We start from the raw sequence: 21,976 nt of genomic DNA, 5'->3' as shown, positions 1-21,976 counted from the left end.
CTGTTGGACCTGTTCAAATCCTCCCGCCGCCTGTTTTCGCGCTTTGAACGAAACGGCGACGACTGGTGCAAATTGAACCCATATCCTCAATATCCTGTTGCCAAATCGCCATGTTTGGCACATTTGCAGGCGGGCGATTTCCCCTTTGGCAAGCGCAGCATAAGGATATACGGTAACGCTTGCATACGCGCGGATGTAGTACCCAGACCAATAAGACGGGCGACCCTATGAGCCTAGGCAAAAAACAAGACAATCCGGACCGCGCGCCGCGCCTGCTATTTTACAGCCACGATACCTTTGGGTTGGGCCACTTGCGCCGTTCGCGCGCGTTGGCTGCGGCGATGACAGAAGCCGACCCAAGCGCATCCGCCCTGATCCTGACTGGATCGCCTGTGGCCGGGCGTTTCACCTTTCCCCGCCGCGTCGACCATGTGCGCCTGCCGGGGGTTACCAAACGCTCGGACGGATCTTACGCGGCCCGCACGATTGGCATGGGCATTGATGAGGTGACCGAGCTGCGCTCGAGCCTGATCAAGACAGCCGTTCAGCAATTCGATCCCGACGTCCTGATCGTCGACAAGGAACCCACGGGCTTTCGCGGCGAGTTGCTGCCAACGCTGGAATTCCTCGAACAGTCCTGCGACACCAAGCTGGTTCTGGGCCTGCGCGATGTTCTGGACGAGCCTGAGGTTCTGGCCGCCGAATGGGACCGCAAGGATGCGATCGCTGCGACCGAGCGGTTCTATCATGAGATCTGGGTCTACGGGTTGCATTCGATCTACGACCCGACCGAGGGTCTGCCCCTCAGCGCAGCGGCCCGATCACGCCTACACTGGACCGGCTATCTGCGCCGCGATCTCGGCCCGGTCGGAGAGCCCCCGGAACAGCCCTATATCCTGATCACGCCCGGTGGCGGCGGCGATGGAAAGGCGATGGTCAACCTGGTCCTCTCGGCCTACGAACAGGACCCGACCCTGTCGCCCCGCGCGGTGCTGGTTTATGGACCCTTCCTGTCGGGCGAGTCACGCGATGAATTTGAAACCCGCGTGGCCGCGCTGAACGGGCGCGTGACAGCCGTTGGATTTGAATCCCAGATCGAAACGCTTTTTGCCGGGGCGGCGGGCGTCGTCTGCATGGGGGGCTACAACACCTTCTGCGAAGTCCTGTCCTTCGACAAACGCGCCGTCATCGTACCCCGCACCACGCCTCGATTGGAACAATGGATACGCGCCTCGCGCGCTGAAAACCTTGGCCTTGTCCGGATGCTGGACGAACACCGCGACGGCTTGACGACCGACGCGATGATCCGCGCCATCCGCGAATTGCCGCGACAGCCCCTGCCCTCGCAGGCGATCAGCGACGGCTTGCTGGACGGGCTGGACTATGTAACAGGTCGCATCGATGCGCTGCTGCGCCGGGAACAGGAACGAGCGACCGGATGACATCCCAAGACCCGAAACTCGCGGTGCTGGTCAAAGGATGGCCGCGCCTGTCCGAGACGTTTATCGCTCAGGAACTGGTCGCCTTGCAGGAGGCCGGGCATCAGTTTGACATCTGGTCGCTGCGCCATCCGACCGACACCAAGCGCCATCCCCTGCATGACAGGTTCAAGGGGCAGGTGCACTATCTGCCCGAATACCTCTATCAGGAACCACAGCGCGTCTGGGCCGCACGGGCCATCGCCCAACGCCTGCCCGGCTATGCCGAGGCCTACCGCGTGTGGCGGCAAGACCTACGCCGCGACCCGACCCACAACCGCATTCGCCGCTTCGGACAGGCCTGCGTTTTGGCGGCTGAGCTACCGGAAGCGACGCAGGCGCTCTATGCCCATTTCATGCACACGCCCTCATCGGTGGCGCGCTATGCCGCCATCATGCGCGGTGTACCGTGGAGCTTTTCGGCCCACGCCAAGGATATCTGGACTTCGCCCGAGTGGGAAAAGCGCGAGAAACTGCAAGCGGCGACCCATGGGGCCGCCTTTGGCGCCACCTGCACCGCTATAGGGGCCGCCCATTTGCGGGAGCTGGCGGATGACCCCGCACGCGTTGACCTGATTTACCACGGGTTGGACCTAGCACGTTTCCCAAGCCCGCCGGACCGGAAACTACGAACAGCAGACGGGCCGTTTCACATGATCTCGGTCGGGCGCCTGGTCGAGAAAAAGGGCTTCGATCGGCTGATTAATGCCTTGGCCTTGCTGCCCGAGACGCTGGACTGGCATTGGACCCATATCGGCGGCGGCGCTTTGGGGGACGTACTGCGCGACCGCGTCACGGCAGCCGGCATTGCCGACCGGATCAGTTGGAAAGGCGCCTGCGATCAGCCTGAAGTGATCGAGGCCATGCGCGCTGCCGATCTCTTCGTCCTCCCCAGCCGCATTGCCGAGGATGGCGATCGGGACGGGTTGCCGAATGTGTTGATGGAGGCCGCCTCGCAACTCCTGCCGATTCTGTCGACGCCGGTGTCCGCTATTCCTGAGTTCATCTCCTCAGGCACACACGGCATCCTGTCGGATGACGACCCAAAGGCGCTGGCCGACGCGGTGCTAGCACTGGCGAGCCATCCCGAAGCCACCGCCAAAATGGCCCGGGCCGCCTATGACCGTTTGCTGGCCGAGTTCCGGATGGACCCCGGCATCGCGCGGCTTTCGGATCGGCTGAACGCTTTGTGCCTGGAAACGGTCTGATGACTCGCGTGGCGTTTTACGCCCCCATGAAGTCCCCACACAGCCCGACCCCTTCGGGCGACCGCGAGATGGCGCGCAACCTGATCACCGCCATTGCCGCCGAAGGAGACCAAGTAGATCTCGTCTCCGAGCTGCGGATCTACGACAAGCACGGAGATAGCGCCAAACAGCGCGCTTTGCGCGCGGCGGCCGAAGCCGAAACGCAACGCCTGATCGCCGCGTTGCCGCAAGACACGTCGACTTGGGTGACCTACCACAACTACTACAAAGCCCCGGACCTGATTGGCCCTCAGGTCTGCGCGGCGCGGCAAATCCCCTATGTTCAAATAGAAAGCACACGGGCCAGCAGCCGCCTGAAGGGGCCTTGGGTCGGGTTCGCGCAATCCGCTCATGAGGCCTGCGATGCGGCCAACGTGATTTTCTATCACACCGCAAATGACCTGATCACGTTGGAGCGCGACCGCTTTGACGCTCAGGCTCTGGTCGAGTTGCCACCGTTTCTGCCGATCAGGGATTTGCCACCTCAGGCCGCTGCCGAAGGTCCAATGCTGGCCGTCGGCATGATGCGGCACGGGGACAAGCTGGCCTCCTATCAGCTGCTGGCCGAAGCTCTGACTTATCTCACTGGCGATTGGCAGTTGCAGATCGCAGGCGACGGACCGGCTCGAGGCGCAGTTGAAGCACTCATGGCCCAGTTCGGTGAAAAGGTCACGTTACTGGGCCAACTGGACCAAGAGAGCCTAGGCCACCTCTATCAGAACTCTGGGTTTCTGGTCTGGCCCGGCGTCAACGAAGCCTACGGCATGATCTATCTTGAGGCTCAGGCCACAGGCCTGCCTGTGGTCGCGCAAGACCGCCCCGGCGTGCGCGACGTTCTTTCGCCTTCGGACTACCCCAGTGTCGATCAAGGGGCGCAAGGACTGGCCCAGCGCATGCAGACCCTGTTGCAGAACGGCGAAGAGCGGGAACGCCTTGGGAGTGAAGCCCGCAAATACGTGGCAGATCGCCACCTGATGCCCGGTGCAACGCGTCGGTTCTGGCAGACCATCCGCCCCTTGTTGGAGGATTCGGCATGACCAGACTGGCCTTGCTGCGACACGGTCATACGCCGTGGAACCGCGCCGGACAGATTCAGGGGCGCAGTGATATTGCGCTCGACCCCGAGGCGCGGGCTGAACTGTCCGGATACGCCCTGCCCACCTCTTGGGAGCAGGCTCAGATCTGGGCCAGTCCGTTGCAGCGCGCGTTTGAGACGGCGCAGATCGTCTCGGGCCGCGCCCCGATGACCAGCGACACGCTGATCGAGATGAACTGGGGTGATTGGGAAGGCTTGCGCGGTGTAGACCTGATTGCAGACCCGTCCAGCGGCTACCGACATATCGAAGACTGGGGTTGGGACTACCGCCCGCCAAATGGCGAAAGCCCGGCTGAGGTTGCAGATCGTCTCGCGCCTTGGCTGGCAGAACTCCGGCAAGACGCGCTTGCTGTGTGCCACATCGGCATCATGCGGGTCATTCTGGCGCGGGCCTGGGGATGGGATTTTGAAGGCCCTGCCCCTTTTAAAATCAAGCGCAACAGGCTCTATGTCATCGACATGGAAACGATGACGCCCGAAGCAGAACCAACCCGCCTGATCAAGCGCGAGGCCACGACATGAAAGTGATGCTTGTCGTTACCCACCTGTTGGGAACCGGGCACCTGAGCCGAGCCTTGACGCTGGGACGTGCCTTTTCGGGTGCAGGCCATGAAGTGATGGTGGTGTCTGGTGGCATGCCTGCGCCGCAACTCGACAGCACGGGCCTGACGCTGTTTGGCCTGCCGCCGCTGCGCTCGGATGGGACCAACTTTACCCGGCTGTTGGGTGAGGACGGCGAAGAGGCTGATGAAACCTATCGCAACGCGCGGACCGTGGCGTTGGTTGAGGCCGTCCGTTCGTTACAGCCGGACGTGTTGATCACCGAGCTTTTCCCCTTTGGCCGACGCGTATTGGCGGATGAATTCGAGGCTGCACTGACCGCCGCGCGGGCACTGCTTCACCGCCCCGTCATCCTCAGCTCAATCCGCGATATTCTGGCACCACCGTCCAAACCCTCCAAGGCCGAACGGGCCGATGAGATTATTGACGCGTTTTATCACGGTGTTCTGGTTCACGCGGATGAACGTATCACGCCGCTGACTGTCAGCTGGCCCGTCTCAGACCGGCTGGCCGGGTATTTGCACTATACCGGCTTTGTCGCGCCGGTTGCGCCGCAGCCCCATCCGGACGGTGTTGGGGAGGGAGAGGTTCTGGTCAGCGCGGGCGGTGGATCGGTAGGGCAGCCGATCTTTCGCGCGGCCATCGAGGCCGCCCGAAAGATGCCCAACAGGCGCTGGCGCCTGTTGGTGGGCGGGCGTGATGCCGAAGCGCGTATTTCCGAACTGTCCCAGCTGGCCAAAGGCGCGCCTGTTGTCATCGAACCCGTGCGCCCGGATTTTCGGCAAATGCTCCCTCATGCGGCGGCATCGGTGAGCATGTGCGGCTACAACACCGCGATGGACCTGCTGCAATCGGGGACTCCGGCGGTGATGGTGCCCTTTGATGACGGCAATGAAGTGGAACAAAGCCTGCGAGGGCAAAGCCTCTCTGCACTTTCGGCGATGGAGGTTCTTCCCAGCAAGGACCTTGACGCGACCCGTCTTTCCGAGGCGCTGGAGCGAGTGATTTCTGACGTACCCCGTTCGACGCAGGGCTTTGGCTTCGACGGAGCGCAGCGCAGCGTTGAGATCGTTCAGAGGCTCTGGGACGCGCGCAGATGATGGCAAATTGGCACATATTGGACGAAGAACTGGCCATTTGGCGCGACCAAGGGCTGTCTTTTCCGCTGTGGTGGCGGGACGACGATGCGATTGCTCCGACCCCTCAGCTGGACCAACTCTCCGATTTGTCCGAACGGCTTGGGATTTCGGTTCACCTGGCGATCATCCCGCGTGACGTAACGAGCGAACTGGCGACTTACATGGCGCAACGGCCGTACCTGATACCCGTTGTCCACGGCTGGGCGCATGAAAACCACGCTCCGCCAGAGGAAAAGAAATCCGAATTCCGGCTGCACCGTCCCATGGAGACGATCTTGCAGGACGCCGAGGCCGGTATGACGCGCCTGCGGTCTCTGTTTCCGGATAGTTTGCGTCCCATGTTCGTCCCGCCGTGGAACCGTATCGCGCCCGAGATTGGCGCGCGCCTGCCCGATCTCGGGTATGAAATCCTCTCGACCGCGACCCCTCGGACATCAGCGCAGGCCGCGCCGGGGCTGGAGCAGGTGAACACCCATATCGACCCGATCGATTGGCGCGGCAGCCGGAGCTTGGTGGATCCTGACGCGCTGATCCAGAAAACCACCGCGCTGCTGCGTGACCGCCGGGAAGGGCACGCCGACAACAGCGAACCGCTTGGCGTATTGACCCATCATCTGGTCCATGATCAAGACATCTGGGCCTTTACCGAAGCTTTGCTGAAACACATGCTGGACGGGCCGGCGACCCTCTGGACCGCCCCCAGACACGGAAACGGAGACCCCGAATGAGCCGACTGGATTCCATGCTGCGCCGCCTGACCGCGCAACGCGACGGGCTGAACTGGGCCGCTGCGAAGATCGCTGATCAGAAAGGTGATGTTCTGGATATGGGGCTCGGCAATGGGCGCACCTATGACCATCTGCGTGAAATCCTGCCCGAGCGCCGCATCTGGGTGATGGATCGCGTTCTGCAATGCCATCCCGACAGCACTCCGCCGGAACAGGATTTCCTGCAAGGTGAGGCCGAACCGATGCTGCAAAAGCTTGCCAGCGCAGGGCACAAGATGGCGATGGCGCATTATGATTTCGGCCGAGGGATCAAGGCGGATGACGTGGCCGAGGCGGCGCGCCTCAGCCCTTTGATCGCGCAGGTGATGCAGCCCGGAGGATTGCTGATCTCGGGCCAGCCTCTGGTCGGGTTCGATCAGATCGAGGGGCCCGAAACCATCGCTCCGGACCGCTACCTGTTCTACATGGCGTGATCAGGCGACGCGCCGCCCACGCGACCAGACCGCATTCAGGGCGGGAACACCTGCCCGCATGCGAAACCGGATCAGATCCGCGCGGGCGCCGGTGCGCAACACGCCTCGGTCGTCTAGCCCCACGGCCTGTGCCGGGGTCTGGGTCACAGTCCTCAGCCCACGGGCAATGTCGTCCCACATCTGTCCCAGCCGCACAGCCGACAGCAGCAGCGCCGAGGGCACGTAATCAGACGAGATGATGTCCAAATGGCCCAGCTCCGCCAGCTCCTGCGCGGCGACATTGCCCGAATGCGACCCGCCCCGGATGATGTTAGGCGCCCCCATCATCACCTTGATCTCGTGCGTGTGGCAGGCTCGAGCAGCTTCGACCGTAGTCGGGAACTCGGCCAGACGAATACCGTGGCCTGCGGAGACCTGAACCTGCTCTTCCGTCGTATCATCGTGGCTGGCCAAAACCGCACCAAAGCGATTGGCGGCCTTGACGGTCTCGACCTCATGCTTCTCGCCGTTGCGATCGCGCAGCCCTTTCAGATGGGCGACGTGTTGCATGAACGTATCATCGTCCATGGCGTATTTGCCCTTCATATAGGCCTCAAGCTTCGAGATATCGCGAAACTGCCTCTGACCCGGCGTGTGATCCATGATCGAGACAAGACCAACGCGGTCCTCGGGGCCGAACTCGTCCAACTCCTCGACCAGTGTTTCAGAGCACACCTCGGCTCTGAGATGTAGGAAGTGGCTGATCTTCAGCGCATCCTGTTCACGCAGGTCCCAGAGCTCCTGCGACAGCCCGCGCGCGTATTTCAGGTACCGGGCCGAGCCTGAGGGGATGGATCCGATCCGCATCGCATCAAACACGGTGGTGATCCCGGTGCTTGCCAGCTCGGCATCATGGGCGAGGATCGCGGCGGCGTGGGGCCAGTCGACCTTCGGGCGCGGCTGGATGTGACGCTCAAGGTTGTCCGTGTGCAGCTCGACCAGACCCGGGCTGATATAGTCGCCTTCGCAATCGACCGCCCCTGCAGGGACCGAGGCGCCTGCGTCGATATCCGCAATGCTTTCTCCTACGACCCGAACACTCCCCGTTACGGTTTCGTCCGGCAGAACGAGCGTGGCATTGGCAAGGATCATTTCTTCTGTCATCTGAACTTCACACAGTTTGAGCTATTGAACGGGCCACGCAATAGGAGGCCAATGTGACATTCACGCGATACGCGATCTACTATGCCCCCCCTGCCGATGCAGAGTGGACGCAATTTGCAACCAGCTGGCTGGGCTGGGACATGGAAGCCGGGGCGTCGGTGGCGCATCCCGCCGTGGATAGTATCGACGTTGCATCCGTCACCGAGGTGCCGCGCAAATACGGGTTGCACGCGACGATGAAACCTCCGTTCGGGCTGCGCAATGGGCAGACGGTTGAGGCGCTCTTCGAGGCCAGCGCCACGCTGGCCGCGCGCCACGCGCCGGTCTCGCTGGACGGGCTTGAGATCGCGCGACTGGGCCGGTTTTTGGCCTTGCGCCCGGTCGGAGAAACCCATGCCCTGAACGCCCTCGCCGCGGCCTGTGTGCAAGAGCTTGACGCGTTCCGCGCGCCTGCGTCCGAGGCCGAACTGGCCCGCCGCCGCGCGGCAAACCTGACCCCGGAACAGGACGTCAATTTGGTGCGATGGGGCTACCCTTACGTGTTGGAGGCCTTCCGCTTCCACATCACGCTGAGCGGCAAACTGGCAAAACCTGTGCTGGCGGAGGTCGAAGCGGCTTTGAACGCGCATCTGGCCCCAAAGCTGCCCGCGCCCTTCCGGATCGAGGATCTGGCCCTGATGGGCGAGGCCGAGGATGGACGTTTTCACCTGATCCATCGCTACGCCCTTTCCGGCTGAAGCCGCGCAAGGATCGCGCTGACCGTATCGTCCAACGCGCCCGAGTTGTCGATCTCGATCACCCGGCGCAACCCTTCGGGCAGCGGCGCTTTGGCGCGTCCAAGGCGCTTGGCCTGTTCTTCTGTGGTTTCGCGCCCCCGCGCTGCAAGGCGTTGTTCCAGAACCTTCGCATCGGCGGTCAGCGAAATCACGATGAGGTTTCCGAACACCTCCTGCGCTTGCAGCAGAACCGCGCGAGAGAAATTGACCAGAAGAGCCTGACATTTCGTGCGCTGTTTCGCGATCTGCACCGGCACACCGTAATGCAGCCCATGCGCCTGCCAGTGCATCGAGAAGGCACCATCCAGCACCATCTGCTCAAACACTTCGACCGAGACCCGGTCGAAATCCTCGCCCTCTTCCCCCTCGGGCCGCGTGATAACGCGACGCAGGCGCTGAACCCCCGACGCGCGGGCCTCTAGTGCAGCCATGACGCTGTCCTTGCCCACACCTGACGGGCCAACAACCGCTATGACGGGCGCAAGGCTCATGCCGCCTGTCCGGGCGTGAATTCCGAGACATCTACCGAACGGTCGCAGACACGCTCGCGCGCCTCGACGTCGTGGAAAATCCCAACAATTGCGGCCCCGCGGACCTTGGCCTCTTCGATCAGCGACAGAACCGTTTCACGGTTCTGCGCGTCCAGGCTGGCCGTCGGTTCGTCCAACAGCATCGCCGGGTAGTCATGCGCAAAACCGCGCGCGATGTTCACGCGCTGCTGCTCACCGCCCGAAAACGTGGTCGGGCTGAGCGACCAAAGCCGTTCGGGAATGTTCAACCGCGCCAGCAACCCCGCCGCCTTGTCCAAAGCGACTTGCCGGTCACAGCTCAACGCCAATAGAGGCTCGGCCACGACCTCAAGCGTCGGGACTCGAGGGACAACCCGCAGGAACTGACTGACATAGCCCAGCGTCTCACGCCGCAGCGCCAGAATCTCGCGCGGTTGGGCGTTGGCCACGTCCAACCCGCCGACCAGCACTGTTCCAGAGGCCGCGAGGTAGTTTCCATAGATCACCCGCATCAAGGTGGATTTGCCCGCGCCCGAGGCCCCGGTCAGTGCAACGCATTCACCGGGGCCGACCTTCAGCGAGGCACCCTCCATCACAGGAATGACCGCGCTGCCCTGATTGTGCAGGGTAAAGCTCTTGCTGACGTCTGTAAGCTCAATCATTGCTTCATCTTTTCCCAAATTCTCAAACCTGCAGAACGCTGGACACGAGCAGCTGCGTATACGCATGTTGCGGATCGTCCAGCACCTGATCGGTCAGGCCGGTTTCGACGACATGCCCGTCTTTCATCACCATCAACCGATCCGCCAGCAGGCGCACAACGGCCAGATCGTGGGTGACGATAATCGCGCTCAGACCCATCTCTCGCACCAAACCGCGCAACAGATCCAGAAGCCGCGCCTGAACCGAAACATCCAGCCCTCCGGTCGGTTCATCCATGAATACAAGCCGAGGCCCTGTCACCAGATTACGCGCGATCTGCAGGCGCTGCTGCATCCCTCCCGAGAACGCAGTGGGGCGATCATCGACCCGAACCTCGCTGATCTCAACCCGGCCCAACCAGTCGATCGCCTTGTCGCGAATGTCACCGTAGTGGCGATCGCCAACGGCCATCAGACGCTCGCCAATATTGCCGCCCGCACTGACCGACATGCGCAAGCCGTCGCGAGCGTGTTGATGGACAAAGGCCCAATCCGTGCGGCTCAGCATCCGCCTCTCGGGCTCGGACATGGTGACCGTATCGACAGGACCGTCAGCACGGGTGTCAAAGATCACCTGCCCTACATCGGGTTCAAGATGACCCGCCAGGCAATTCAGCAACGTCGATTTGCCCGACCCGCTTTCGCCGACGATCCCCATCACCTCACCGGGATAGAGATCAAAACTTACATCCGTACATCCGATCCGGGCACCGTAGCTTTTTTCGATGTCCTTGACTTGCAATAGCGGGGTCATGCCGCGTCCTCTCTGGTCATGGGGCCTTGGTGGCCCGCTTCACGGCGCGACCGGCAGTAATCCGTGTCCGAGCAGACAAACATCCGATTGCCCGCGTCATCCATGATGACTTCGTCCAGATAGCTGTCCTCGGCCCCGCACATGTCGCAGGGGTGATCGGCTTTGGAGGCCTCAAACGGGTAGTCCTCAAAATCGAGGCTGACGACCTTGGTATGGGGTGGCACCGCGTAGATCCGCTGTTCGCGCCCCGCGCCAAATAGTTGGATCGCGTCCATCTCCAGCTTCGGGTTGTCGAATTTCGGAATCGGCGACGGGTCCATCACATAGCGATCCGACACTTTGACCGGATAAGCGTATGAGGTCGAAATCGCACCGTGTTGGCTGATATCTTCGTAAAGCTTCACATGCATCAGCCCGTACTCCTCAAGGCTGTGCATCTTTCGCGTTTCTGTCTCGCGTGGTTCGAGAAAGCGCAGAGGCTCAGGGATCGGGACCTGATAGACAAGGATCTGATCCTCGGTCAGCTTTGCCTCGGGGATGCGGTGGCGGGTCTGGATGACGGTGGCCTTCTCGGTCTCTTCGGTAGTCGCAACACAGGCAGTGTTCTCAAAGAACTTGCGGATCGATACCGCATTGGTCGTGTCATCCGCACCCTGATCAATCACCTTGAACGTATCGTCGGGCGTTAGCGTTGCCGCCGAGACCTGAACACCGCCAGTGCCCCACCCATAGGGCATCGGCATCTCGCGGCTAGCGAAAGGCACCTGATAGCCCGGAACCGCCAACGCTTTGAGGATCGCCCGGCGGATCATCCGCTTGGTCTGCTCATCCAGATAGGCGAAGTTGTACTCGGTCATAGCAAGCCTCTTTCAGTCAACGCGGCATCCAAAGCCTGTGGCGAGGTGAAGTGAATGGCGTCCATGCCCACTGCCTGTGCACCTTTGACATTGTGCAGGCCGTCGTCGATGAACACGCAGTCTTCGGGCGCGTGGCCGGAACGTTCGCACAGGATTTCGAAAATCCGCGCGTCGGGTTTCATCACGCCCTCCTGGCCCGACACGACCAGCGTGCCAAAGACCTCGCCCAGCCGTGGTTGAACCTTCAGTCCCTCGGGCCATGTTTCCGCCGACCAATTGGTGATGGCGTGGACCGGCGTGCCTTGCGTCTTCAGGCGGTCCAGAACGTCCCATGTGCCGTGGATCGGTGTCTCGACCGTGCGGGCGTAGAGGTCGACATAGGCTGCGAACAGCTCCTGATCGCGCGGGTCCGAAAGCTCCTGCGCCATATCGGCGAAACGCTCTCCATTGTCGCCCCGCGCGTTGCGCGCTAGGAAATCTGTCCTTTTGATGAAGGCGTGTGCGGCGTCTTCCGACCCCAGCGCCTCGACCCAGGCCAGATGCGGCTGCCAATCGACAAGCACGCCACCGATATCAAAAACCACCGCTTTCATTCTGCAGCCTCCTTGGGTGCTATGCGTTCTTCCGCCTCTCGGCGCAGCTTGCGCACGAGTTCCAGTTCCGATTGGAAATCCACGTAATGCGGCAGCTTGATGTGTTCGAGGAACCCGGTGGCCTGAATATTATCCGCATGGCTGAGGACGAATTCCTCATCCTGCGCGGCAGCCCCCAGATAGTCTTCGCCCAGCTCTTTCCACCGCAATGCCCGGTCGACTAGAGCCATCGAGATCGCTTTGCGCTCGGACTGCCCAAAGACCAGACCATAGCCACGGGTGAACTGCGGCGGTTCGGTCTTGGAACCCTGAAACTGGTTGACGGTTTCACATTCGGTCAGCTCGACCTCACCGATCTCAATGGCGAAACCAAGCTCGGGGATGTCCATCTCGACCGCCACTTTACCGATCCGCAATTCGCCGACAAAAGCGTGGTTACGGGCGTAGCCGCGCTGGGTTGAGTAGGCCATGCCGAGAACGAACCCCTCATCCCCGCGGGTCAGAGCCTGCAAACGCAAAGGGCGGTTCGACGGAAACTCCATCGGCTCCCGGGTCATGTCGCCCGGTGCGTCCTCGCTGAGCGGCTCGTCCTGAATAACGCCCTCACCCTTGAGGAAGCTGGTGATATGCGGTGTCGGTTCTTGCCGGGCGTCGCCTTCGGGCGCGGGGGCAATTTCACCATCGGCGGCCAGTTTAAAATCCAGTAGGCGGTGGGTGTAGTCGAAGGTCGGCCCCAGCACCTGCCCCCCCGGCGCGTCCTTGAACGTGGCCGAGACGCGACGGTCGCAGGCCATATCCCCCGTCTTGACCGGATTGGAATAGCCAAACCGGGGCAGCGTGGTGCGATAGGCGCGGATCAGAAAGATCGCCTCGATCAGATCCCCGCGCGCCTGCTTGATCGCCAGCGCCGCGAGGTCCGGGTCGTACAGTGAACCCTCGGCCATAACCCGATTGACGGCAAGGCTCAGCTGTTCGCGGATTTGCGCGATACTCAGATCGGTGATGTCGGTATCGCCCCGACGCTCCTCAGCCAGCCAGGCATGGGCGTTTTTGATGGCCTTTTCACCACCTTTGACGGCTACATACATCGGTTACCCCTCGGCCTGAATCTGCGTGCTACGCGGCAAGGCTGCGACCTGATCCCCGCAGGTGAAGAAGAAGTCACAGCCCAACGGATAGAGCATCGCATTGCCCTGCAGCGCCGCGATATCCGGCAGCGACAGACGTGCCGTGGTCTTGATCCCAGGCCCGCTCAGAACCGCGCCCTTAGGCGCGAGTGCATCACTCTCAACAATCAAAGTGGCCGAGCGGTCGGGATATTCGGACGTGCCGATCCTGTAGTCGTTCAAAGGCATCAGTTCAGGCCAGCGGCCCACGGCGAAATCCGCTTTCGACGCCTCGACGATTGGAGCACCTGTATGAAACCCGAGCCATTGACGCATGTCCGGCGTATCTGCCGCGCCCGCCAGATAAACCCCTGCATCCGCATCGCACAGAGTCAGCAGCAGAGTACCTGCCGCAACCGATAGCGGTGCCGGAGGTTCCGCCCCGACTAGCGTTCTGATTTCTCCGGGTCGCGCCATCACGGTCATCGCGGCCCGAAACGCGTGCGCAGCATCACGCGGGGCGTCCTGAAATCCGCCTGAAAAATGCGGTTGTGCGTTCATCAGTCCTCTCCTCGGACCAGCGTGAAGAACTCAACCTTGGTGGCCGCCGCTTTTGCCGCACGCGCCTTGCGGGTATCCTGCATTTGGGTCTTGAGCGGAGTGATCACCAGTTCGGTCAGACGATCCGCTGCCTCGGTCTGCATCAGAGCATCAATCAGTGCGGCGGCCTCAGCCTTGGACTTGGAACGGCCCTGGACATAGCCATGCCCTACAGTGCCATCCTCCAAAGCCAACGAGCAGCGCGTGACCGTCATTTCACCCAGATTGAACGGCGCGCCAATGGCGCCCGCTCGACCGCGCACCATCACTCCGCCAATCTCGGGGCTGCGCAGCCATTTGAACGATGGATGATACGCCACCCTGTCCCAAAGCGGCATCATCGCGTCCTCGGGGGCGCGGGCCAGCAGGCCCATCCACTCCTGACGCGTGATCCCGTTGCTTTTCATCTGTTCTGTCATCGAAAGCCCTTGTCGCGGTTGTCTACTCGAACTATACAACTAGACAAATATTAACCTGCATACGCCTGTCAGGCAATCCATGAGACCATGAAGTTTTGATGACATGAGCAAAACACCGATCTGGAAAAGCATCGCACTCAGCCTGACCTCGGATATCGCCGAGGGGCGCTTTGGCACGGGCGACCGGCTGCCGACCGAGGCGCAACTCGCGGCCACCCACGGCGTCAATCGCCATACGGTCCGGCGCGCGCTGGCCGAGCTTTCGGAGCAGGGGTTGGTTCAGCCTCGCCGCGGGGCCGGTGTCTTTGTCACCGCGCGGCCAACGGATTATCCGATTGGCAAACGAGTTCGATATCACAAGAGCATTTCCGCCAGCGGCAAGATACCGGGCAAGCGCATCCTGTCTCTGACCACCCGCGCTGCGGATGAGGCCGAAGCCGAAGCACTGGCTTTGCAGCCCGGCGATCCAGTTCATGTTTATGACGGCTTGTCTTTGGCGGATGGTCAACCCATCGCGCTGTTTCAAAGCGTCTTTCCGGCGCTCAGACTGCCTGAAATCCTCACCCACTTGACCGAAACCCAATCCGTCACCAAGGCGCTTCAACTCTGCGGTATCGAGGATTTCATACGGACATCCACACGGCTAACGGCCCGCGCGGCCACGGCGACGCAAGCGTTGCACCTGAACCTCAACGAAGGCGCGCCGATCCTGCATTCGCTTGGGATCAATGCGGCCCCAGATGGGCAACCGGTCGAGTATGGAAAAACCGTTTTCGCCGGTGAGCGCGTAACCCTGACGCTGCACGAGACCTGATCCGGGGGTGCTCCCGCCCGTCTTCAGCCTCCTGTCGAAGGCCTCATCCTGTTGGGGGTCGCGCCGCGCAAAGCGCGGCGCTGGGCCTAAGACCGCCAACGGGTATCGGCGTAGCCGATGCACATGCGGACGCGGGAGGGTTACGCGTATTTCTCCAGAAACGCCTCAATGTGCAATGCGCGGAAATCCGGCAGCACGTCGCGCAATCTGTCGTGGCTCCAATCCCACCAGGCCAGAGCCAGTAGCCTCTCCGACACCTGCTCGGAAAAGCGCCGCCGGATCGGTTGCGCGGTTACCCCGGCAACGATCGTGTAGGGGGCGACATCCTTGGTCACGATCGCACCGGACGCTACAACCGCCCCGTGCCCGATCTTCACCTCGGGCTTGATGATCGCCGCGTGGCCGATCCAAGTGTCATGGCCAATCGACGCTTGTCGCCCGGCACGATGGGCAAACCACTCTGCATCGTCTTCCGCGTCCTCCCAATAATCCGCTGAGCGATACAGGAAATGATGCAAGGAGGCTTTCTCCATCGGATGGTCCGTCGCGCCGATCCGGGTGAAGCTGGCGATATTGGCGAATTTGCCGATCTCGGCATTGGCTATGTCACAGGTTCGGTCGCAATAGGAGTAGTCTCCGAACCGCGAATTGGCGACCCGCGTCCCCGCGCCGATCTCAACATAGGCGCCAAAGCTGCTGCCCGAGATTTGGCAATCCGGGTGAATGAAAGGCTGATCAGAGCGCAGACGCGTCATCGTATTCCCCATACGCTCAGGATTGCAGCTTGGCCGCACCGCGCGGCTTGCGCTTTTTGCCGGCCTCGCCCTGAATCAGACGCTTGCGCAACCAGCCCGAGAACCAATCCATCAGCATCACCATTAGAATGATAAGAACGATGTAATAGGCGACCTCTTCCCAGTCTTTCTGCGTGATGATCGCCTGCGTCAGCAACAGACCAATCCCGCCACCAGTGATCGCACCAATCACGGTCGCGCTGCGGGTGTTGGATTCAAGGAAGTACAAAAGCTGGCTTAGCAGAACCGGAGTGATCTGCGGGATCACCCCAAAGCGATAGCGTTGCGGCGCGTTTGCCCCGGTCGACTGGACGCCTTCGATCTGCTTGTTGTCGACATTCTCCAGCGCCTCCGAGAAGATCTTCCCGAAGGTTCCAGTATCCGTGACCAGAATCGCCAGTGCCCCTGTCAACGGACCGGGACCAAAAGCCCGCGCCAGAACAACAGTCCAAATCAACGCATCCACGCCGCGTACAAAATCAAACACGCGCCGCGTTGCAAAGCGGACCGAGCGCAGCGGATTGAAGTTCCGCGTCGCGAGGAAGGCCAAAGGCAGTGCAATCATGCCCGCGCCCAGCGTGCCGAGGAACGCCATCAGGATCGTCTCGAAGATCGCCCAGGCCACGTCCTGATGCCGCCACATCTTGTTGGTCCAGAAGTCATTCAGGATCGCGCCCGCCTCACCAGATGCCGCAAGGCTCACAAGCTCGGGGAAGGACTTGCCGTAGTAGGGGCTGTCGAGCGTGAACCAGAACAGCTCCCACCCGGTGAAGTAACGGAACACCTCGGACCGGTTGCGGGTGACGGTCAGACGGCCTGCATCAGTTTTGATGGCCAGACGGTTCTTGGAAACATTGATCCAGTCCGGAACTTCTCCGGCAGGAAGTTCGGCCTGCACACCGGCCGACCGGCTGGGGGTTGCGCGTACTGTGCCGTAGCCTGGGATGTCGTATTCGACTGTCTCAGGCCCGAAACGCACCACATGGCCGTCTTCCAGATCGATCACCGTGGTCTCACCCAGCGCGACCCAATCGGGTGCTGTGCCATCGGGATAGCTCCCTTTCCGCTCACCTTCGATCGCGGCGGAGACCTCGCCAGTGCGGTTATCGCGTTCAATATGCGTCTTGTAGCTGTAGCTGTCCGCCACCAGCGTCTTGCCGTTTTCCCAGTTGGCCCGTTCGGTCAATCCCGGAACGTCAAAGGCGAAGAAGACGTAGATCAGGTAGAGGGCAACCAGCCCCGGCAACCCGAAATTCACGATGCGTTTACGGCTGAACAGGCGGTCCGCTTCGGCCTTCAGGTCATCAATCGACAGATCGGTGGCAAAGGTACTCATGCCGAGGCTCCTTTTTCCGACCCGTGGGTCAGACGGTCGCGCAGATAGCCAGAAATCTGGTCAACGACCACAATAGTGACGAAGAGAAGGATGAAGATGGCCGCGGCCTCATCATAGCGCCCCTGCCCCCAGGACATGGCGTTGCGCAACTCATAGCCCAGACCTCCGGCACCGACAAAACCGAGGATGGCTGAGGCGCGGATGTTGATCTCGAACCGCAGCAGAGCGTAGCTGACATAGTTCGGGCCGACCTGAGGGATCACGCCCAGATACATGCGCTGGGACCAATTCGCCCCGACGGACTGCAAACCTTCAACAGGTTTGAGAGAGGCGTTTTCATTCACCTCAGAGAACAGCTTGCCCAAAGCGCCAGCCGTGTGGATGGCAATGGCGATCATCGCGGGCACCGGCCCGCCACCCAGAATGAAGATCAGAACCAGAGCAATCACGATCTCTGGGATCGCGCGACAGATATCCGAGATCCGGCGGAACAGCGGGATCAACGAGGGCCAGAGCGCCATACCCCGTGTCGCCATCAGGGCCAGAAACGTACCCGCAATCGTCCCAATCAGGGTCGAGGCGGCGGCAATGTTGATCGTCTCGATCAGGGCCGGGAAGAATTCGACCAGATTGGCCGGCATCTCGGCGATCTTTTCCCACGCCTCGGACAGAACCTCGGACGGGTAGTCCAGAATCCTGTGCCAACCGTCAATGAAACTGCCCGCGTTGCGCTCATCCGCCGTGCGGAAGCCCGCTGCCATCAGAGCAACGAACAGGATCAGGAGGATACCACCATATACCCGTTTGCGCCGCGTCATCGCGGTATAGTCGTCGCGGATCTGATCGACGCTATAGGACCCTGCCGAAAGGTCTGTCATGGAATGCTCCTGAGTGGAAAACGGGGTCCGGCAAAACACCGGACCCCGCGAATAGAAGAGACAGGCTTAGTTGGACTTCAGCTTGCGTGCTTCGATGATGATTTCGTAGGCGTCGTGGGTGATCGGATCAAAGCTTTTGGCTTCGCCCGCAGCCACACCGTAGAAGCAATCGCGGTCTTTCTCCGACAGGGTGTCCCACAGCTCGGTCACTTTGGCTTTGACGTCGGCGGGCAGGGCCTTGCGGACAACAACTGGGCCTTCCGGGATCGGCTCGGATTTCCAAATCTGCACCAGATCGTTCATGTCGATCAGACCGGCATCAACGGCACGGCGCAGGGCACCCGACTGGTAGCCGTCTTCCCATTCGCCCAGACCATCGGCCCAGGTCACACCGCCATCAACGTCCCCGTTGTTCACTGCAACGATGGTCTGCTCGTGACCGCCGGTGAACTTCACTTCACCGAAATAGTCGCCCGGATCCATGGTCGCACCGGTGGCCGCAGGGATTTCGATCGACGGGATCAGGTAGCCCGAGGTCGAATTGGGATCGCCGAAGCCAAAGGTCTTGCCTTTCATGTCTTCCAACGAGGTGATGCCGCTGTCTTTGCGGGCAAAACCGATCGAGTGATAGCCGTAGCCGCCATCGGTGTTGACCTTGACCAGAACCGGCTCAACCGCTTCGGGGTCGGACAGGTAGGTTTTCGCGTAGCCCGACGCGCCCAGCCAGGCGACGTCGATGGTGCCGCCCAGCAGGCCCTGGATCACACCGTTATAGTCGGCAGGGGCAAACAGCTTGGCTGGAACGCCCAGAGCCTCTTCGGTGTAGACGCGCAGGCATTCGTTGTTGTTCAGACGGTCCTGAGCGTTCTCACCGCCCAGAATGCCGATACGCAGCTCGGAAATTTCCTGAGCCATTGCAGGCGCGGCCATGGCAGTGGTCGCAACAAGGGCAGCAACTAGTTTTTTCATCTGTCTCTCTCCAGTTTGATGTTCCCGACCTCTCATCGGGCCGGGCGATGAAAGGGTTTGGGGTGGCTCAGACGGTCGCTTCGGCTTCCATCAGGGCCTTTTGTGTGGCGTCGAGGGTTTCGATCTCGGTCGAGGTTGCCTCTTCCGAGAAGCTGGCATCGGCGCCATAGATCTCGCGGGCGACACCTGTGGTCAGTTGTTCGGGCAGACCGTCAAAGACGATACGCCCGTCGCGCATACCCACCACGCGGTCGCAATAGCGGCGCGCAGTATCCAGCGTGTGCAGGTTGGCGATGACAGTGCGGCTGTCCTCTTCGTGGATGCGGCGCAGGGTCTGCATCACCACCTGAGCATTCATCGGGTCCAGCGAGGCAATCGGTTCATCGGCAAGAATGATCTTGGGGTTCTGCATCAGGGCGCGGGCAATGGCAACGCGCTGCTGTTGACCACCCGAAAGCGCCTCGGCCCTCTTGGGCGCATGTTCCGCGATGCCCAGACGATCTAGGATGTCGATAGCGCGGTGGACCTCATCCATCGGGAACAGATTGAACATCGTAGCCAGGGTCGAGTGGCGGTTCAGCGTCCCGTGAAGCACGTTCGACACCACGTCCAGACGGGGCACGAGGTTGAACTGCTGGAAGATCATCGCACAATCGGCCTGCCAAGCGCGCTTGTCGCGACCCTTCAACTGCGTCACGTCGCGGCCTTGGAACAGGATCTCGCCATCACTGGCATCCGTCAGCCGGTTGATCATGCGCAACAGCGTCGATTTCCCCGCGCCCGAGCGACCGATGATGCCGATCATGCAGGGCTTGTCCACGTCCAGCGTTGCGGTATCCACCGCCACATTCTCGCCGAAACGTTTGGTCAGTTTTTTGATGTGCAGCACGTGCCACCCCCAATTCGTGTTGGCGGGTAGCTACGGATTGCACTCAACGGATATGTGTCGGTTCAGTGAAAGTTTTGTAAACACCGCAGCCCGTACCATAGGGCCTACCCTTTAGGCTCATTCCCCGTTATACGCGCCCGCAACCCCAGTTTCCTGCATGAGGCCCGCTATGAGCTTTGACCGTTCCATCAAGATCGCTCCGTCGATCCTGTCCGCCGATTTCGCCAATTTCGGAGCCGAAATTCAGGCCATCGAGGCCCAGGGTGCCGATTGGGTCCACGTTGATGTCATGGACGGCCATTTCGTGCCAAACCTGACCTTCGGCCCTCCGGCGGTCAAAGCGTTCCGCCCCCATGTGAAAACGGTGATGGATGTGCATCTGATGATCACGCCGGTCGATCCCTATATCCAGGCCTATGCCGATGCGGGTGCCGACATACTGACTGCCCATGTCGAGGCCGGTCCACATACACACCGCACCCTGCAAGCCATCCGCGCCGCAGGCATGAAGGCCGGTGTTGCCCTGAACCCGGGCACCCCTGCCGAGGCGGTCGAGCATCTGCTGGACCTCGCCGATCTGGTCTGCGTCATGACCGTGAACCCGGGCTTCGGAGGCCAAAAGTTCATCGACATGACCAGCAAGGTCCGCAAGCTCCGCCAGATGATCGGAGACCGCCCGGTGCATATCGAGATTGACGGCGGTGTTGACCCAAACACAGCCTCGCTGGTCGCAGCAGCAGGCGCGGATGTGCTGGTCGCGGGATCGGCCGTGTTCAAAGGCGGGTCGGTTGACCAACCTGACGTCTATGGTGCGAATATCGCTTCGGTTCGGGCGGCCGCGGAATCTACATTGAAATAATGCTACTGGCCGCCGCTGTTTCACAGCAACACAAGGTCAGAACGAGACCTTGAAACTCAATGATCCAACAACCTGTCCTTCAGGTTGTTGGTTGAATTCTTCGCTAAGATACGTCGCGCCGTAAAACAGAGTTCCGTATTTGGCCTCCCAGTTCAGACCAAGGCGCGCGCGATACCGTTCATGCTTAAGGCTGACCGCCCCGGAATTCGGGATATATGCGCTGTCGTCCACGTAGGCTGCATCAAACCCGAACACACCGCTGACACCCTTTGGTCCTGTCCGCATGGAGCGATAGCGCTGACCAGTGATCTTGTCGCGGATCAGTAGCTCTGACCGTCCCACTTGTCCAAAGGTCACATCCACTCCAACGCGAGCGAGAGTCTCGTCTCCGGCCCGCACAGAGGCAAACGGGCGGAGGCGCGTGTTTCGGCCCCAATCCCACTCTCGCCCGATTTCCGCGACTACGGTGGGATAAAAATCATTGGAAATCTGCTCATCCAGGACCGCCCGCGACGGTGGCGTGCTTCCGATCAGCTTGTGAAATTCGGTCTGCAGGCTGTCCACGCCCGTTCGCGGCCCTACGGCCACCAATTCAGCGCCAACAGTGAACTGCGCACTATGTCTTTGAAAATGCGTATACGCACCAAGCGACAGGATCCCGGCATACTGTCTGTCCTGCGGGTTTGGCGTAACCAGATCCTCGGGAGATATCATCTGCGTGTACGCCCGAATCTCGATCACGTCCCCAAAGGTTTCTGGCAGTTCCTCGCTCCAGCCCCGCGCCAGAATCCACGACAGGTTCAGAGACGATGTCTGCCAACGGTCGTGATCATCACCAATCAGATCATCCGTGAACATCCAACCGAACCCGATCAGCTCTCGCTTTGCTGGCTCTGTTTGTTGGGGCGTGGGAGACAAGGATTGCGCGAGCAGAAACTGCGGAACACAGATGAAGATAAGTGCCCAGAATATCTTCATTGCCGTCCCCTTCCCTCTTCACGCTCAGCCGTTCATCAGGCGCGATACGTTTTCAAGGACCGTAAGAAAAGGTTTTGATTTCAACAATATTTTCATGCGTGAGTGCAGTGAGTCGCGGCCAAAAGGCAACATCTCAGACACCTTGAGAGACATCCAGATCATAGCTGCAACAAAAAAAAGGGCGTCCCGAGGGACGCCCTTTCCGTCTGATCATTCGCTTACGCGACTTATTCAGTGATTTTCGACACAACGCCGGCGCCGACGGTGCGGCCGCCTTCG

25 protein-coding genes are annotated in these 21,976 nt (G+C 61.0%); 10 read left to right on the top strand and 15 right to left on the bottom strand.

Annotated features, from left to right (window positions below):
• Window positions 1-227: 227 nt before the first annotated feature.
• Genes ACR0KL_RS17170 through ACR0KL_RS17140 form a run of 7 tightly spaced genes read left to right on the top strand, consistent with a single transcriptional unit; the run spans window position 228 to window position 6,722 of the window.
• Entirely contained in the window at window positions 228-1,442 is a 1,215-nt protein-coding gene (locus ACR0KL_RS17170; protein ID WP_170676771.1) for a glycosyltransferase, read from the top strand.
• Window positions 1,439-2,686, top strand: coding sequence for a glycosyltransferase (locus ACR0KL_RS17165; RefSeq protein ID WP_480777311.1), 1,248 nt, complete (start codon window positions 1,439-1,441; stop codon window positions 2,684-2,686). The genes ACR0KL_RS17170 and ACR0KL_RS17165 overlap by 4 nt, the downstream gene beginning before the upstream one ends.
• The gene (locus ACR0KL_RS17160) at window positions 2,686-3,762 is read left to right on the top strand and encodes a glycosyltransferase family 4 protein (RefSeq protein WP_170676767.1); all 1,077 of its coding nucleotides are present in this window, start codon (window positions 2,686-2,688) and stop codon (window positions 3,760-3,762) included. Before ACR0KL_RS17165 ends, ACR0KL_RS17160 begins: the two co-directional genes overlap by 1 nt.
• Window positions 3,759-4,343 (top strand): histidine phosphatase family protein, encoded by a 585-nt coding sequence (locus tag ACR0KL_RS17155; RefSeq protein ID WP_480777310.1) that lies wholly within the window; start codon window positions 3,759-3,761, stop codon window positions 4,341-4,343. The genes ACR0KL_RS17160 and ACR0KL_RS17155 overlap by 4 nt, the downstream gene beginning before the upstream one ends.
• Complete coding sequence (locus ACR0KL_RS17150) at window positions 4,340-5,482, top strand: glycosyltransferase (protein ID WP_170676763.1); 1,143 nt, start codon at window positions 4,340-4,342, stop codon at window positions 5,480-5,482. Before ACR0KL_RS17155 ends, ACR0KL_RS17150 begins: the two co-directional genes overlap by 4 nt.
• Window positions 5,479-6,249: a polysaccharide deacetylase family protein gene (locus tag ACR0KL_RS17145; protein ID WP_170676761.1), complete on the top strand. Its 771-nt coding sequence runs from the start codon at window positions 5,479-5,481 to the stop codon at window positions 6,247-6,249. The genes ACR0KL_RS17150 and ACR0KL_RS17145 overlap by 4 nt, the downstream gene beginning before the upstream one ends.
• Window positions 6,246-6,722 (top strand): class I SAM-dependent methyltransferase, encoded by a 477-nt coding sequence (locus ACR0KL_RS17140; protein WP_170377542.1) that lies wholly within the window; start codon window positions 6,246-6,248, stop codon window positions 6,720-6,722. The genes ACR0KL_RS17145 and ACR0KL_RS17140 overlap by 4 nt, the downstream gene beginning before the upstream one ends.
• Here ACR0KL_RS17140 and ACR0KL_RS17135 read toward each other — a convergent pair whose 3' ends face one another.
• Window positions 6,723-7,865: an alpha-D-ribose 1-methylphosphonate 5-triphosphate diphosphatase gene (locus tag ACR0KL_RS17135; protein WP_170676759.1), complete on the bottom strand. Its 1,143-nt coding sequence runs from the start codon at window positions 7,863-7,865 to the stop codon at window positions 6,723-6,725.
• A gap of 53 nt (window positions 7,866-7,918) precedes the next feature.
• Between ACR0KL_RS17135 and ACR0KL_RS17130 the strand changes: the two genes are divergently transcribed.
• Window positions 7,919-8,602 carry a DUF1045 domain-containing protein gene (locus ACR0KL_RS17130; RefSeq protein WP_480777309.1) on the top strand — a complete coding sequence of 228 codons (684 nt, stop codon included), beginning with the start codon at window positions 7,919-7,921 and terminating at the stop codon, window positions 8,600-8,602.
• Here ACR0KL_RS17130 and phnN read toward each other — a convergent pair.
• From phnN to phnG, 8 genes are read right to left on the bottom strand one after another with little or no spacing between them, the layout of a single operon-like run.
• The gene (phnN, locus tag ACR0KL_RS17125; RefSeq protein ID WP_170676754.1) at window positions 8,584-9,132 is read right to left on the bottom strand and encodes a phosphonate metabolism protein/1,5-bisphosphokinase (PRPP-forming) PhnN; all 549 of its coding nucleotides are present in this window, start codon (window positions 9,130-9,132) and stop codon (window positions 8,584-8,586) included. The genes ACR0KL_RS17130 and phnN overlap by 19 nt on opposite strands.
• The gene (gene phnL, locus ACR0KL_RS17120) at window positions 9,129-9,812 is read right to left on the bottom strand and encodes a phosphonate C-P lyase system protein PhnL (RefSeq protein ID WP_170676752.1); all 684 of its coding nucleotides are present in this window, start codon (window positions 9,810-9,812) and stop codon (window positions 9,129-9,131) included. Before phnL ends, phnN begins: the two co-directional genes overlap by 4 nt.
• 22 nt (window positions 9,813-9,834) lie before the next feature.
• On the bottom strand, window positions 9,835-10,605 hold the full coding sequence (phnK, locus tag ACR0KL_RS17115; RefSeq protein WP_170676750.1) for a phosphonate C-P lyase system protein PhnK: 771 nt from the start codon (window positions 10,603-10,605) through the stop codon (window positions 9,835-9,837).
• Window positions 10,602-11,462 carry an alpha-D-ribose 1-methylphosphonate 5-phosphate C-P-lyase PhnJ gene (locus tag ACR0KL_RS17110; RefSeq protein ID WP_170676748.1) on the bottom strand — a complete coding sequence of 287 codons (861 nt, stop codon included), beginning with the start codon at window positions 11,460-11,462 and terminating at the stop codon, window positions 10,602-10,604. The genes phnK and ACR0KL_RS17110 overlap by 4 nt, the downstream gene beginning before the upstream one ends.
• The gene (locus tag ACR0KL_RS17105; RefSeq protein WP_170676746.1) at window positions 11,459-12,055 is read right to left on the bottom strand and encodes an HAD family hydrolase; all 597 of its coding nucleotides are present in this window, start codon (window positions 12,053-12,055) and stop codon (window positions 11,459-11,461) included. Before ACR0KL_RS17105 ends, ACR0KL_RS17110 begins: the two co-directional genes overlap by 4 nt.
• Window positions 12,052-13,143 carry a carbon-phosphorus lyase complex subunit PhnI gene (locus ACR0KL_RS17100; protein WP_170676744.1) on the bottom strand — a complete coding sequence of 364 codons (1,092 nt, stop codon included), beginning with the start codon at window positions 13,141-13,143 and terminating at the stop codon, window positions 12,052-12,054. Before ACR0KL_RS17100 ends, ACR0KL_RS17105 begins: the two co-directional genes overlap by 4 nt.
• A 3-nt stretch (window positions 13,144-13,146) precedes the next feature.
• On the bottom strand, window positions 13,147-13,722 hold the full coding sequence (phnH, locus tag ACR0KL_RS17095) for a phosphonate C-P lyase system protein PhnH (RefSeq protein ID WP_170676742.1): 576 nt from the start codon (window positions 13,720-13,722) through the stop codon (window positions 13,147-13,149).
• Window positions 13,722-14,180 (bottom strand): phosphonate C-P lyase system protein PhnG, encoded by a 459-nt coding sequence (phnG, locus tag ACR0KL_RS17090; RefSeq protein ID WP_480554671.1) that lies wholly within the window; start codon window positions 14,178-14,180, stop codon window positions 13,722-13,724. Before phnG ends, phnH begins: the two co-directional genes overlap by 1 nt.
• Window positions 14,181-14,283: 103 nt before the next feature.
• Here phnG and phnF point away from each other — a divergent pair, with 103 nt between their 5' ends.
• Complete coding sequence (phnF, locus tag ACR0KL_RS17085; protein WP_170676740.1) at window positions 14,284-14,994, top strand: phosphonate metabolism transcriptional regulator PhnF; 711 nt, start codon at window positions 14,284-14,286, stop codon at window positions 14,992-14,994.
• A 140-nt stretch (window positions 14,995-15,134) separates the two neighbouring features.
• Here the strand turns inward: phnF and ACR0KL_RS17080 are convergent, their stop codons facing one another.
• The 5 genes from ACR0KL_RS17080 to phnC form a co-directional block, all read right to left on the bottom strand.
• Entirely contained in the window at window positions 15,135-15,749 is a 615-nt protein-coding gene (locus tag ACR0KL_RS17080) for an LbetaH domain-containing protein (protein ID WP_170676738.1), read from the bottom strand.
• A gap of 16 nt (window positions 15,750-15,765) precedes the next feature.
• Complete coding sequence (gene phnE / locus ACR0KL_RS17075; RefSeq protein WP_170676736.1) at window positions 15,766-17,124, bottom strand: phosphonate ABC transporter, permease protein PhnE; 1,359 nt, start codon at window positions 17,122-17,124, stop codon at window positions 15,766-15,768.
• Window positions 17,121-18,002: a phosphonate ABC transporter, permease protein PhnE gene (gene phnE / locus ACR0KL_RS17070; RefSeq protein ID WP_170676733.1), complete on the bottom strand. Its 882-nt coding sequence runs from the start codon at window positions 18,000-18,002 to the stop codon at window positions 17,121-17,123. The genes phnE (ACR0KL_RS17075) and phnE (ACR0KL_RS17070) overlap by 4 nt, the downstream gene beginning before the upstream one ends.
• Before the next feature lie 66 nt (window positions 18,003-18,068).
• Window positions 18,069-18,971: a phosphonate ABC transporter substrate-binding protein gene (gene phnD, locus ACR0KL_RS17065; RefSeq protein ID WP_480777308.1), complete on the bottom strand. Its 903-nt coding sequence runs from the start codon at window positions 18,969-18,971 to the stop codon at window positions 18,069-18,071.
• 67 nt (window positions 18,972-19,038) lie between these two features.
• Window positions 19,039-19,860 carry a phosphonate ABC transporter ATP-binding protein gene (gene phnC, locus ACR0KL_RS17060; protein ID WP_170676729.1) on the bottom strand — a complete coding sequence of 274 codons (822 nt, stop codon included), beginning with the start codon at window positions 19,858-19,860 and terminating at the stop codon, window positions 19,039-19,041.
• A gap of 169 nt (window positions 19,861-20,029) precedes the next feature.
• Here phnC and rpe point away from each other — a divergent pair, with 169 nt between their 5' ends.
• Window positions 20,030-20,719 (top strand): ribulose-phosphate 3-epimerase, encoded by a 690-nt coding sequence (gene rpe, locus ACR0KL_RS17055; RefSeq protein WP_480777307.1) that lies wholly within the window; start codon window positions 20,030-20,032, stop codon window positions 20,717-20,719.
• Window positions 20,720-20,755: 36 nt separating this feature from the next.
• On the opposite strand, the gene ACR0KL_RS17050 is transcribed toward rpe, so the two are convergent.
• Window positions 20,756-21,697 (bottom strand): lipid A-modifier LpxR family protein, encoded by a 942-nt coding sequence (locus ACR0KL_RS17050; protein ID WP_480777306.1) that lies wholly within the window; start codon window positions 21,695-21,697, stop codon window positions 20,756-20,758.
• Between the last annotated feature and the right edge of the window lie 279 nt (window positions 21,698-21,976).

This window comes from Ruegeria sp. C8 (assembly GCF_056537565.1).
Note: the sequence above shows the minus strand (reverse complement) of the source record. Positions and strands in the feature narration are given on the sequence as shown.

Excerpts from the sequence above, each read along its gene's own strand:
- phnK (WP_170676750.1), bottom strand. The coding sequence starts at position 10,605 with ATGACCCCGCTATTGCAAGTCAAGGACATCGAAAAAAGCTACGGTGCC.
- phnF (WP_170676740.1), top strand. The coding sequence starts at position 14,284 with ATGAGCAAAACACCGATCTGGAAAAGCATCGCACTCAGCCTGACCTCG.
- rpe (WP_480777307.1), top strand. The coding sequence starts at position 20,030 with ATGAGCTTTGACCGTTCCATCAAGATCGCTCCGTCGATCCTGTCCGCC.
- phnE (WP_170676736.1), bottom strand. The coding sequence starts at position 17,124 with ATGAGTACCTTTGCCACCGATCTGTCGATTGATGACCTGAAGGCCGAA.
- phnD (WP_480777308.1), bottom strand. The coding sequence starts at position 18,971 with ATGAAAAAACTAGTTGCTGCCCTTGTTGCGACCACTGCCATGGCCGCG.
- ACR0KL_RS17160 (WP_170676767.1), top strand. The coding sequence starts at position 2,686 with ATGACTCGCGTGGCGTTTTACGCCCCCATGAAGTCCCCACACAGCCCG.
- ACR0KL_RS17105 (WP_170676746.1), bottom strand. The coding sequence starts at position 12,055 with ATGAAAGCGGTGGTTTTTGATATCGGTGGCGTGCTTGTCGATTGGCAG.
- ACR0KL_RS17170 (WP_170676771.1), top strand. The coding sequence starts at position 228 with ATGAGCCTAGGCAAAAAACAAGACAATCCGGACCGCGCGCCGCGCCTG.
- ACR0KL_RS17135 (WP_170676759.1), bottom strand. The coding sequence starts at position 7,865 with ATGACAGAAGAAATGATCCTTGCCAATGCCACGCTCGTTCTGCCGGAC.
- phnL (WP_170676752.1), bottom strand. The coding sequence starts at position 9,812 with ATGATTGAGCTTACAGACGTCAGCAAGAGCTTTACCCTGCACAATCAG.
- ACR0KL_RS17150 (WP_170676763.1), top strand. The coding sequence starts at position 4,340 with ATGAAAGTGATGCTTGTCGTTACCCACCTGTTGGGAACCGGGCACCTG.
- phnE (WP_170676733.1), bottom strand. The coding sequence starts at position 18,002 with ATGACAGACCTTTCGGCAGGGTCCTATAGCGTCGATCAGATCCGCGAC.
- ACR0KL_RS17165 (WP_480777311.1), top strand. The coding sequence starts at position 1,439 with ATGACATCCCAAGACCCGAAACTCGCGGTGCTGGTCAAAGGATGGCCG.
- ACR0KL_RS17080 (WP_170676738.1), bottom strand. The coding sequence starts at position 15,749 with ATGACGCGTCTGCGCTCTGATCAGCCTTTCATTCACCCGGATTGCCAA.
- ACR0KL_RS17110 (WP_170676748.1), bottom strand. The coding sequence starts at position 11,462 with ATGACCGAGTACAACTTCGCCTATCTGGATGAGCAGACCAAGCGGATG.
- ACR0KL_RS17155 (WP_480777310.1), top strand. The coding sequence starts at position 3,759 with ATGACCAGACTGGCCTTGCTGCGACACGGTCATACGCCGTGGAACCGC.
- phnN (WP_170676754.1), bottom strand. The coding sequence starts at position 9,132 with ATGAGCCTTGCGCCCGTCATAGCGGTTGTTGGCCCGTCAGGTGTGGGC.
- ACR0KL_RS17100 (WP_170676744.1), bottom strand. The coding sequence starts at position 13,143 with ATGTATGTAGCCGTCAAAGGTGGTGAAAAGGCCATCAAAAACGCCCAT.
- phnG (WP_480554671.1), bottom strand. The coding sequence starts at position 14,180 with ATGACAGAACAGATGAAAAGCAACGGGATCACGCGTCAGGAGTGGATG.
- phnH (WP_170676742.1), bottom strand. The coding sequence starts at position 13,722 with ATGAACGCACAACCGCATTTTTCAGGCGGATTTCAGGACGCCCCGCGT.
- ACR0KL_RS17050 (WP_480777306.1), bottom strand. The coding sequence starts at position 21,697 with ATGAAGATATTCTGGGCACTTATCTTCATCTGTGTTCCGCAGTTTCTG.
- ACR0KL_RS17145 (WP_170676761.1), top strand. The coding sequence starts at position 5,479 with ATGATGGCAAATTGGCACATATTGGACGAAGAACTGGCCATTTGGCGC.
- ACR0KL_RS17140 (WP_170377542.1), top strand. The coding sequence starts at position 6,246 with ATGAGCCGACTGGATTCCATGCTGCGCCGCCTGACCGCGCAACGCGAC.